At 74.7% G+C, this 10,435-nt stretch carries 10 protein-coding genes; 6 read left to right on the forward strand and 4 right to left on the reverse strand.

Annotation, left to right across the window (positions count from 1 at the left end; translation table 11 throughout):
* Positions 1-109: 109 nt before the first annotated feature.
* The 4 genes from Voc01_RS51975 to Voc01_RS51990 are packed head-to-tail and all read right to left on the reverse strand — an operon-like array spanning position 110 to position 4,061.
* The gene (locus Voc01_RS51975; protein ID WP_203935222.1) at positions 110-1,675 is read right to left on the reverse strand and encodes a hypothetical protein; all 1,566 of its coding nucleotides are present in this window, start codon (positions 1,673-1,675) and stop codon (positions 110-112) included.
* Positions 1,660-2,421 (reverse strand): ABC transporter ATP-binding protein, encoded by a 762-nt coding sequence (locus Voc01_RS51980; protein WP_203935223.1) that lies wholly within the window; start codon positions 2,419-2,421, stop codon positions 1,660-1,662. The genes Voc01_RS51975 and Voc01_RS51980 overlap by 16 nt, the downstream gene beginning before the upstream one ends.
* A 21-nt stretch (positions 2,422-2,442) precedes the next feature.
* Positions 2,443-3,180, reverse strand: a complete 738-nt coding sequence (locus Voc01_RS51985; protein WP_203935224.1) for an ABC transporter permease — start codon at positions 3,178-3,180, stop codon at positions 2,443-2,445.
* Positions 3,177-4,061: an ABC transporter ATP-binding protein gene (locus Voc01_RS51990; RefSeq protein WP_203935225.1), complete on the reverse strand. Its 885-nt coding sequence runs from the start codon at positions 4,059-4,061 to the stop codon at positions 3,177-3,179. Before Voc01_RS51990 ends, Voc01_RS51985 begins: the two co-directional genes overlap by 4 nt.
* Before the next feature lie 125 nt (positions 4,062-4,186).
* Here Voc01_RS51990 and Voc01_RS51995 point away from each other — a divergent pair, with 125 nt between their 5' ends.
* Genes Voc01_RS51995 through Voc01_RS52020 form a run of 6 tightly spaced genes read left to right on the forward strand, consistent with a single transcriptional unit; the run spans position 4,187 to position 10,367 of the window.
* Positions 4,187-5,113 carry a nucleoside hydrolase gene (locus Voc01_RS51995; protein WP_203935226.1) on the forward strand — a complete coding sequence of 309 codons (927 nt, stop codon included), beginning with the start codon at positions 4,187-4,189 and terminating at the stop codon, positions 5,111-5,113.
* A 51-nt stretch (positions 5,114-5,164) separates the two neighbouring features.
* A complete protein-coding gene (locus Voc01_RS52000; RefSeq protein WP_203935227.1) occupies positions 5,165-7,081 on the forward strand; it encodes an SEL1-like repeat protein in 1,917 nt (638 codons plus the stop codon).
* Positions 7,082-7,130: 49 nt separating this feature from the next.
* Positions 7,131-8,057, forward strand: coding sequence for a TIGR04222 domain-containing membrane protein (locus tag Voc01_RS52005; RefSeq protein ID WP_203935228.1), 927 nt, complete (start codon positions 7,131-7,133; stop codon positions 8,055-8,057).
* A 59-nt stretch (positions 8,058-8,116) separates the two neighbouring features.
* The gene (locus Voc01_RS52010; protein WP_203935229.1) at positions 8,117-8,812 is read left to right on the forward strand and encodes a hypothetical protein; all 696 of its coding nucleotides are present in this window, start codon (positions 8,117-8,119) and stop codon (positions 8,810-8,812) included.
* Positions 8,809-9,165, forward strand: coding sequence for a winged helix-turn-helix domain-containing protein (locus tag Voc01_RS52015; RefSeq protein ID WP_203935230.1), 357 nt, complete (start codon positions 8,809-8,811; stop codon positions 9,163-9,165). The genes Voc01_RS52010 and Voc01_RS52015 overlap by 4 nt, the downstream gene beginning before the upstream one ends.
* On the forward strand, positions 9,162-10,367 hold the full coding sequence (locus tag Voc01_RS52020; protein ID WP_203935231.1) for an alpha/beta hydrolase family protein: 1,206 nt from the start codon (positions 9,162-9,164) through the stop codon (positions 10,365-10,367). The genes Voc01_RS52015 and Voc01_RS52020 overlap by 4 nt, the downstream gene beginning before the upstream one ends.
* The last annotated feature ends 68 nt before the right edge of the window (positions 10,368-10,435 follow it).

The following is a 10,435-nucleotide window of genomic DNA, read 5'->3' on the forward strand; positions in this document are numbered from 1 at the left end:
CTGAACGCTACTGAGCACCCTCAGCAGGCCAAACCCCTACGCGCCCTTAGGGTTCACGGGCGGAAGGGGAACAGCGTTAGGGGACCGCCACCGTCCACAGGGGACAGACCTATCGGTGGGCCACGGCCAGCACCTCGGGGCCGCGGGCCGACAGGCCGCGGTGGGCCAGCCGTCCGAGCCACCACGCCAGCACCACGCCGGTCGCCAGTCCGACCGGCACGCCGGTCCACACCACCACCGACGCGTCGAGCGACCGCCCGGCGACCGCGACCGCGACGGCGGGCGCGGCGGCCACGGCGAGCGCCGGGACCACCGCCGCCCAGACGAGGAACGTGACCACCGTGGGCTTCGCGCTGTTGACGAGCGGGCCGACGACCCGCGGATCGCCGACGGTGTAGGGCACGTGGACGGCCTGGAGCACGACCAGCCCCGACCCCGCGCCGAGCACCGCGGGCAGCGCGGCCAGCGCCCACGGCCAGGCGTCGGCAAGCCGGTCGCCGGCACCGGCGGTGAACCCGACGGTCATCGCCACCGCCGGCGGCGACATCACCAGCAGCCACGCGTACTGGCGGCCGCGCAGGTCGGCCCGGGCCGCGCCGGGCGTCACCAGGGTCTGCCACACCGCGCCGCCGTCGGCGGCGAGGCAGTTGCCGGCCGTGAAGCACGCGACCGTCGCCAGCATCAGCCCGGCGTACGGGTTCACGCGCACGTCGTTCTCGAAGACCCAGCGGGGAACCACGTTGGCCAGGACGACCATCACCGGGATCAGCACCACCAGCGTGCGGCCGGAGTCGCGGGTCCAGGTGACCAGTTCCTTGACCACGACGGCGCCCGACGGCGTACCGAGCGGTCCGCGCCACCGCGGCGGCCGGGCGGTCGCGCCGGCGCGGGCGGTCCCCCGCCAGGCGCGGCCGGTGAGCCGGCGGGCGAGCAACGCGCTCCAGGCCAGGAACAGCACGCCGACGAGCCCGCCGAGGCCGAGCAGCGCCGCGGCGGCCAGCGGCCAGTCCCCCCGGTCGGCGGCCTCGACGGCGACGACGCCCCACCCCGTCGGCAGCGCCCGCGCCGTCGCCGCGACGGCCGTGGCGCCACCGGCGGCCAGCTCGTCGGCCAGCGCCAGCACCGGGAACAGGAGCGTCCAGCCGAACGTGATCAGCAGGATCGTGAGCAGCGCGCCCACGTCGCGACCCCGGCGCGAGCGCAGCACGGCGCCGAGCCCACCGGTGACCGCCCGGCCGAGGGCCACCGCGAACGCGAACTGCAGCACCGCCGCCGGCAGCGCCACGAGGAACGGCCCGGCGCCCAGCCGCGCGCCCAGCACCGGCACCGCCGCCACCGCGACGGCGGTGACCGCGCCGGGCACCCCGACGGCGGCGACCGCGAGCAGCCCGGCGGCGAGCCGGCGGGCCGGCAGCGGCAGCAGCGCGAAGTACTCCGGTCGCAGGGTCTCGTCGGCCCCGCCGACGAACAGCGGGCCGATCGGCCACCCGAGGGTCCAGCCGAGCATCGCCGCCGCCACCAGGCCCGCCGCGTGGCGCCCGCTGCCCGCGGCGGCCACCGTCGCGGCGGCGCACGCCAGCCCGGTCAGCGCGCCGAGCAGCAGGCGGAACAGCTGGCCGCGCGACGTCGAGTGCCGCAGCACCCGCAGCTTCATCCGGATCAGGACACCAGCCACGACAGCCCGTCCCGGCCGGCCGTGCGTCCGCCGACGAGCCCGACGAACGCCTCCTCCAGGGTCCCGCCGCCGCGCACCTGGTCCAGCGGACCGGCCGCCACGACGGACCCGGCCGCCATCACGGCGAGGTGGTCGCAGAGCGACTCGACGAGCGCCATCACGTGGCTGGACACGACGACTGCCCCGCCGGCGGCGACGAACCGGCGCAGGATCGCCCGGATGCCCGCCGCGGACACCGGGTCGACCGCCTCGAACGGCTCGTCGAGCACCAGCAGGCGCGGCCGGTGCAGCAGCGCGGTCGCCAGCCCGATCTTCTTGCGCATCCCGGCCGAGTAGTCGATCACCAGCGTCGATCCGGCGTCGGCGAGGTCGAGAACGTCGAGCAGTTCGGCGGAGCGCGCGGCCACGTCGGCCGGGTCGAGGCCGCGGAGCAGGCCGGTGAACGTCAGCAGCTCCGGGCCGGTGAGCCGCTCGGGTAGCGCCAGGCCGTCGGGGAGCACGCCGATGAGCGCCTTCGCCGCGTCGGGCTCGGCCCACACGTCGACGCCGAGGATGCTGGCCGTGCCGGCGTCGGGCCGCAGCAGTCCCACGGCCATCGACAGCGCGGTGGTCTTGCCGGCGCCGTTCGGACCGACGAGGCCGAACATCGACCGCGGCGGAACGGTGAGGTCGATGCCGGCGACGGCGACCTTCGCGCCGAAGCGTTTCGTCACCCCGGACAGGTGCAGGGCGGGGGTTTCCTGCATCGGTGCTCCCAGAGTGGAGGGTCAGCGGTAGCGGCGGCCCTCGTCGCGGCGGTACGCCCACGCGGCGACGGCGGCCATCGCGACGGTCCAGACGACGAGCATCACCAGGGCGAGCGGGTTCGGCGACGGCCCGCCGAGGGAGTACCACATCAGGTCGCCGATCCCCCGCGTCGGCAGGTACGGCGAGATCACCTCGATGAAGCCGGGCAGGTTGTACGGGTCGCTGAACAGGCCGCCGCCGAACGCGAGCGGCAGGAACAGCAGCTGACCGACGGCGACCGCGCTCTTCGGCGGGATGGCGTACCCGGCGGCCAGACCGATCAGCGAGAACGGGACCACGGCGAGCACCAGTACCCCGGCCGCGGCGAGGATCTGGGTGGCGCTCGCGGTCGCCTCGGTGAACAGGGCACCGACGATCATGGCCGGACCGACCGACAACACGATCATCACCAGGCTGAACAGGACACGTCCGAGGAACTGCGGCACGGGACCGGCGGGCAGCGTCCGCAGGTACTGGTACCACGGGGTCTCCCGGTCCTGCGACGCGTCGGCGGCGTACTCCATGATGCAGATGATCACGACGCCGAAGACCGCCATCGAGCCCAGCACCATCGTCGACACGAGCGGGTCGTCGCCGTTGAGCGGCAGCACGAAGAACGTCACCGCGATCAGCGGCGGGCACAGCACCCCGAAGAACGACACCGGGATCCGGAAGATCTCCAGCAGCTTGAACCGCGCGTAGGCCAGCGCCAGGCTCATCGGTTCCCCCCTTCGGTGGTGAGCGCGAGGAACGCCTCCTCCAGCGAGGAGCCGCGGACCTCCAGGTCGGTGAAGTCGACGCCGGAGGCGACGAGGTCGCGGACGTACCCGTTGGGGTCGGACACGCGCACCACGTACCGGTCGCCGGTGCGCGCGGTGGAGATCGCGCCGGGCAGGTCGGGCACCGGGTCCGTCGTGACGAACGAGACGTGGTTCGCGTTGACCGCGCCGCGCACCTCCGCCAGGTCGCCGTCGGCGATCGCCCGGCCCCGGAACATGACCACCACCCGCTCGGCCAGCTCCTCCACCTCTTCCAGGTAGTGGCTGGTGAGCACGACCGTGCCGCCGTCGCGGTGGAACAGCCGGATGCCCTCCCACAACGTGTGCCGCGCGTCGACGTCGAGGCCGGTGGTCGGCTCGTCGAGGAACACCAGCCGCGGCCGGCCGACGAATGCCAGCGCCACCGCGAGCCGGCGCTGCTGGCCGCCGCTGAGCCCACCGGTCTGGCGGCGGGCCAGGTCGGTGAGGCCGAACCGTTCGAGCAGCTCGCCGCGCGGCAGCGGGTCGCTGAAGTGGGCCGCCGCGAGGTCGACGCACTCGCTGACCCGCAGGGTCGGCGGCAGGCCGGTCTGCTGCGGCGTCACCCCGAAGTGTCGGCGGGTGGCCGCGTCGACCGGGTCGCCGCCGCAGATCTCCACCCGGCCGGCCGACGGACGGCGCAGCCCGACGAACAGGCTGATCAGGGTCGTCTTGCCGGCGCCGTTCGGGCCGAGGAGCCCGAGCAGCTGACCGGCGGGGATGTCGAGGGAGAGGGAGTCCAGCGCCGTGACCTCGCCGAACCTGCGGGACACGTCGACGGCTCGCGCGACGATCTCGGTCATGCATGTCCACCCGGGGTCGGGGCCGCGATGACGGCTGAATTCAGGTACATCGGACCTTAACGGTCTTTGCGGTACCAATGGCAACCCCTAGACCCCCCTGCTCCGGGCGGATCTAGCCTGTCCGGGTGACCTCCAGCATATTGATCGACTGCGATCCCGGCATCGACGACGCCGTCGCGTTGATGCTCGCCGCCGCCAGCCCCGGACTATCCGTTCGGGCGGTCACGGCCACGTTCGGCAATGTCGGCCTGGACGCGACGGCGCGCAACGCCCTCGCCGTGTGCGAGCTGGTCGGGCTGGACGTGCCGGTGCACGCCGGCGCCGACCGTCCCCTGGTCCGTGACGTGATCGGCGGCCGGACGTTCCACGGGGACGCCGGACTCGGCGGCGTCGTGCTGCCACCACCCGCCCGCGACCTCGCGCCCGGGCACGCGGTCGACGCGATCCGCGCCGCGGTGCACGGGTCACCCGGGGAGGTGACGCTGGTGGTCACCGGAGCGATGACGAACGTCGCGCTCGCGCTGCGGCTCGACCCCGGCCTCGTCGCCGGGGTGCGGCGGCTGGTGTTCATGGGCGGGTCCACGGAGGCGGGCAACGTGACCCCGGCCGCGGAGTTCAACGCGCTCGCCGACCCGCACGCGATGCGCGTCGTGCTCGACAGCGGCATCCCGTTGACGATGTTCGGGCTCAACGTCACCCACCGGGTGCTCGCGACGCCCGACCGGATCGCCCGGATCCGCGCGCTCGGCAACCCGGTCGCGGAGGCGGCGGCGACGATGCTCGGCTTCTACCTGGAGTCCTACCGCGTCCGCTACGGGTGGACCGGCGCCGCGCTGCACGATCCCTGCACGATCGCCCACCTCCTGGACCCGACGCTGTTCACCGTGGTGCCGATGCACGTCACCGTCGACACCAACGAGGGCCCGAACTTCGGCCGCACCACGTGCGACGCCCGCCGGCTGGGTGGGCAGCCCCCGAACGTCGACGTCGCCGTGGACGCCGACGCCGACCGGTTCTTCGATCTGCTCGCCGGCGCGCTCGCCCGCTACTGACCCCTTGACCGCCGTCGTAGGATTGTTCAACAAACCTACGGAGGTGGACGGATGACCGCGCCGTTGGGTACACCGATCGCCGACTGCGACCCGCTGGCCTGGCGGGTCCGCCGCGCGATCGACCAGCCCGAGCTGCCCGCGTACCTGCCCCGGCCGCACGACGACCGGCTGCGGGCGACCGCCGACGAGGTGCTGCGCACCGGCACCGCCCGGATCGTGACGCTCGTGGGCGGCGCCGCGACCGGCAAGACCCGCGCCTGCTGGGAGGTCGCCCGGTACCTCGACCGGCGGCAGCCCGGCCGGTGGCGGCTGTGGGACCCGGGCGAAATCCCCGAGTGGGACCACGCGGGCGACGCGATCGCCAACCGGGTCGACGGGCACACCGTGATGTGGATCGACGAGGCCCGCTACCACCTCGGGTTCGAGTCCTCCCCCGTCGCCACCGGCCTGCTCGCCCTGCTGCGCCGGGCCCGGCCCGTGCTCGTGCTCGCCACGATGTGGCCGGCGCACTGGGACACCCTGGTGCAGCGCGCCCAACCGTGGTCGCGGGTGCGCGCGGTGCTGACCGGCACCGCTGTGCCGGTCCCGGAGACCTTCACCGCGACCGAACGCGCGGCCGCCGCCGACGGTGACCCGCGACTGGCGGAGGCCGCCGCGACCGCCACGGACGGCCGCGTCATCCAGTACCTGGCCGGTGCGACCGGGCAGGAGCAGCGCCACCGCGACGCCCCGCCGGCCGCCCGGGCGATCCTCGACGCCGCCGTCGACGCCTGCCGCGTCGGCCACGTCCCGCGGTTCAGCACGACCCTGCTGCGGGTCGCGGCGGCCGGCTACCTCGACCCGGAGCACCGGACCGCCACCTGGTTCGACGACGGGCTCGCCTACGCGAGCGAGGGCCACCGCGGCGTCGACGGTCCGCTGACGCCGGTGGCACCGGACGGATACCTTCTCGCCGACACCCTGGAGGAGAACGGACCGACCGGACCGTATCCGCCCGGCACGCTCTGGCGGGCGTTCGTCGGACCCACCACCGATCCGCACCTGCTGCACACGCTCGGCCGGTACGCGGCCGCGCACGGGCACCCCGAGCACGCGGTCCCGTTGCTCGCCAAGGCCTCCGGGGCCGGCCACGCCGCCGCGACCGCCCTGCTGGCCGACCTGCGCGACCGGGCCGGCCACCACACCCTCGCCGAGCACCTGGCCCTGCGGGCGGGACCGGACGCGGTGCTGGCGCTGGCCGACCGCCGCTACCGGTCCGGCGACCGCGACGCGGCCCGGACTCTCGCCGCGCAGGCGACCGACACCCGCGTCCTGCGCCAGGTCTCCTGGTGGCACGAGCGCGACGGCGACAAGGCCGGCGCCGACGCGTTGCTGCGGCAGGCCGCCGACCGCGGCGACGCGGAAGCGGTGCGGCTACGCGCCCTCCGACGCCACCTCGACGGCGACCACGACGCGGCGGAGGCGCTGTACCGACAGGCCGTCGACCGGGGTCACGCCGGGGCGCTGCGCGAGCTCGCCGCGATGCGGGAGCTGGCCGGCGACGATGTGGAGGCGGAGGCGCTCTTCCGCCGCGGCGCCGACGCCGGCGACGTCCGGGCACTCGGTGGCCTGGCGCGGCTGCTCGACCGGGCCGGCGACGCGGAGGGCGCGCGGGCGCTGGCGCTCGAGGCGGCCGACCGCGGCGACAGCATGCCGCTGGCCGCGCTGGTGTCGACGCGCCACCACGCCGACGATCGCGACGGGGCCCTGGCACTGGCCCTGCTCGCCGCCGACCGCGGCGACTTCCGCCCGCTGCACACCCTGGCCGACCTCCGCCCGGACGGCGAGGAGCTGCTCCGGCTGGCCGCCGACCGCGGCAGCGTCGACGCCCTGGCCGACCTGGCGGCGCTGCGGCGGGCGGCCGGTGACGCGGTCGGCGCCGACACCTACGCGCTGCGCGCCGCCGAGCTGGGCGACGCGCCGACCTGACCGGCATGGACATCGACGTGAGTTGACACCGCCTGACCACAATGAGCGCATGGCACACGTTGCCGACATCGTCTTCGCCATCCTCTTCCCCGTGGTCGCCTTCACGCTGCTGGGCGTCGCCGACGACAGGCTCAGGTGGTGGCCGCCGCCCACGCGGGACTGGATCGTCCCGACCATGTTCAACGGCGAGCAGATCGGACAGCTCGGCGCGGGCGACGCCCGGTCGCTGGACGCGGCCGTCGCCCGGCTGCGGATCGCCGGTGCGCTGGAGTACGACGACGCCACCGGCGCGCTCGTCGCCACCGGGCAGACGCCCGACGACGGGGGCACGCCGCTCTCCGCGGCGGTGCTCGCCGCGGTGGTCAGGGAGGTCCCGGTCCACGCGCTGCCCACCGATCCGGGCATCAGGGCAGCGCTCGACGAGCAACGCGCCGATCTCGACCTGCTCCTGCGGAACCAGGGCATCGCGACGGCGTGGGACGCCCCCGACCTGCCGCGGAGCGTTCTGCGTCGCGAGGCCGTTCCCCAGGTGGCGCTCGCCGTGCTGGGCACGGTGTGGGTCTTCCTGTGGTCGTTCCGGTGGTACACCGACATCCCGCTGGCGCTCATGGTGCTCCTCCTCTGGCTGGTGCTCACGGACTGGGCGTCTCCTCCGCGGGACATGCGCCCGGTCGCCAGGCGCGCGGTCGACAGGGTGGCGGGCGCCAACCAGCACCTGCGTCCGTCGATGCGCCCGGCCCTGACCACGTACGGCCCGGCCGCCGCGGCCCTGGCCGTCGGCCTGTTCGGTATGGAGGTCCTGACACCGACCGACCCGGCGCTGGCGGCCACGTCGACGGACACCTCATCGCCGGACCGCGCGGCGGCCGGCGGCGGTGGCGACCTCGACATCGGGTCGGTCGACACCGGCTCCGGCGGCTGCGGCAGCAGCTGTGGGGGCGGGTGCGGCGGCGGGTGCGGCGGGTGCGGCGGCTGACCTCATGCGGTCCCGCATTGGCTCTTGCGCCAATCGGTTTGTAATGCAAACCTGTTGGCATGACTTCCGACACGGTTTCCGCCGGCGGTGACCCCCGCCGGCTGCTCGCCGAGACCCGCGGCCTCGCGCACCGGGTCCGGGTCGCCCAGCGGGTGACCTGGCTGCCGCTGCTGGTGCTGTCCCTGGTGATGTTCGGGGCGATCGCCGTCTGGCGGTTGAGCGACCCCGTGCTCAGCGACTGCCGGACCCTGCCCGACGGCCAGGTGTGCAAGGCCTGGTACCCGTCCATGCAGATCTACTGGTGGACGGCCAGCGTGCTGGCCTACGTGGTGATCGCCTACGGGTACCTGCGGGTGGCGCGGGCACGCGGGCTGGGCACGCGGGTGCTGCCGTACGTGGCGACCGGCATCGGCCTCATCGCGCTGGGCGCGGTCTTCGCGGGTGCCTGGGCGGCCCTCGGCGCGCCGGGCTACCCCGACGAGCCGTCCGCGTTCGTGCTGTTCGTGTTCCGGCTCATCGACCCGACGTCGGCGATCGGGCTGGCCCTCCTGCTGCTGGCCTGGCTGGAGAGGTACGTCGCGCTGGCGGTGTTCGCGGTCGTATACCTGGTGGTGGTGCTGGTGCCGGTCACCTTCGGGTGGGGCGAGCACTGGGGCGACAACTGGCAGATGGCGCCGCCGCTGGCCATCCGGGGCGGCCTGCTGCTCCTGGGCGCCGCCGGGTTCGCGCTGGCGCAGAGGTGGCGGTCGCGATGACGGCTCCGGACGACACCGGCACCGCGCACCCCGTGACCGGCCTCGACGACGTGGTGCACCAGCGGGTCCGCCTCGGCATCCTGACGATCGCGCACGAGGCCCGCCGCGTCGAGTTCGGCTTCCTGCGCACCCAGTTGGAGCTCACCGCCGGCAACCTGTCCCAGCACCTCGGCGTGCTCGAGTCCAACGGCCTGGTCGAGGTCGAGAAGGGCTACGCCGGCAAGCGCGCCCGCACCTGGATCACGCTCACCCCGGCCGGCAGGTCCGCGCTCGCCGCCGAGGTCGCGCGCCTCAAGCAGCTCATCGCGCGCATCGAGACCATCCCCTCCGACGACACCAGGGAGACCCCGTGACCACGACCAACCGCCGCACCGTCCTCGCCGCCGCGTTCGCGGCCGGGCTGACCGTTCCGCTCGCCGCCGCGACCCGCGCGGAGGCCGCGACCCGCGCTGCGGCCGGCAGCCGGGCCGCGGCCACGAACGGCCCGCGGCGGCTCACGCTGCCCGGACCGACGGGACCCTTCCCCGTCGGCACGGTGCCGCTGCACCTCGTCGACCGGTCCAGACCCGACCCGGTTCGCGGCCCCGGGTACCACCGCGAGCTGATGGCCAGCGTCTGGTACCCGGCCCGCGACGTCACGCGCCATCCGCGCGCGCCCTGGCTGGGCGACGAGTGCTGGCGCGCGCTGCTCGCCAGCCAGGACTTCCCCACCGGCTCGACGCTGCCGCCGGTCACCGCCGGACGGCTCGGAGCGCCGCTGCGGCGGGACAGCGACCGGCTGCCCGTCGTGGTCTTCTCGCACGGCGCGCACGACCACCGCGGCACCCACACGATCATCGGGCAGGAGCTGGCCAGCCACGGGTACATCGTGGTGACCGTCGACCACACCCACGACGCGTTCGTCGAGTTCCCCGACGGCCGGCGGCTGGAGCCGATCATCGTCGGCGACCACGCGCTCGGGGCACCGGACTTCGCCGCCGACGTCCCCTTCCTGCTGGACCGCATCGGCGACCTCGCCGCCGGCCGCAACCCCGACGCCGACGGCAGGCGACTGCCCGACGGCCTCCGCGGAGCACCCGACCTCCGACGCATCGGCATGTTCGGCACGTCGAAGGGCGGCACCGCCACCCGCCTGGTCATGGAGAGCGACCCGCGGGTCCGTGCCGGGCTGGCCCTCGACGCCCCGATGGAGCCCATCACCGAGACCGACATGGGCCGGCCCTTCATGCTGCTGACCTCCGAGTACGACCGGACCACGGAACCCGTCGCCATCGCCTGGTCGCACCTGACGGGCTGGAAGCTCGACATGCGGGTCGACGGCGCGCGGCACACCTCCAACGGCGACTACAAGGTGCTCCTGACGCAGATCGCCCCGATCATCGGCATGAGCGACGAGGAGCTGTTCGACTGGGTCGGCCCGATCGACCCCGCCCGGATGGTGCGCGTCCAGCGGGCCTACCCGCTCGCGTTCTTCGACCTGCACCTGCGCGGCCGCCGGCAGCGCCTGCTCGAGGGCCCGTCGCGGGCGTTCCCCGAGGTGCGGTTCATCCCGTAGGCAGACGGCAGGACGCCCGGCCGGCCTGATGGCCGACCGGGCGTCCCGGGGTGCGTACCCGTTGGTGG

Origin of the sequence: Virgisporangium ochraceum, assembly GCF_016863655.1 — a bacterium.
Lineage (GTDB): Bacteria > Actinomycetota > Actinomycetes > Mycobacteriales > Micromonosporaceae > Virgisporangium > Virgisporangium ochraceum.

Coding starts and splice junctions, on each gene's coding strand:
- Voc01_RS51980 (WP_203935223.1), bottom strand. CDS start 2,421: ATGCAGGAAACCCCCGCCCTGCACCTGTCCGGGGTGACGAAACGCTTC.
- Voc01_RS52010 (WP_203935229.1), top strand. CDS start 8,117: ATGACTTCCGACACGGTTTCCGCCGGCGGTGACCCCCGCCGGCTGCTC.
- Voc01_RS52015 (WP_203935230.1), top strand. CDS start 8,809: ATGACGGCTCCGGACGACACCGGCACCGCGCACCCCGTGACCGGCCTC.
- Voc01_RS51990 (WP_203935225.1), bottom strand. CDS start 4,061: ATGACCGAGATCGTCGCGCGAGCCGTCGACGTGTCCCGCAGGTTCGGC.
- Voc01_RS51985 (WP_203935224.1), bottom strand. CDS start 3,180: ATGAGCCTGGCGCTGGCCTACGCGCGGTTCAAGCTGCTGGAGATCTTC.
- Voc01_RS52005 (WP_203935228.1), top strand. CDS start 7,131: ATGGCACACGTTGCCGACATCGTCTTCGCCATCCTCTTCCCCGTGGTC.
- Voc01_RS52000 (WP_203935227.1), top strand. CDS start 5,165: ATGACCGCGCCGTTGGGTACACCGATCGCCGACTGCGACCCGCTGGCC.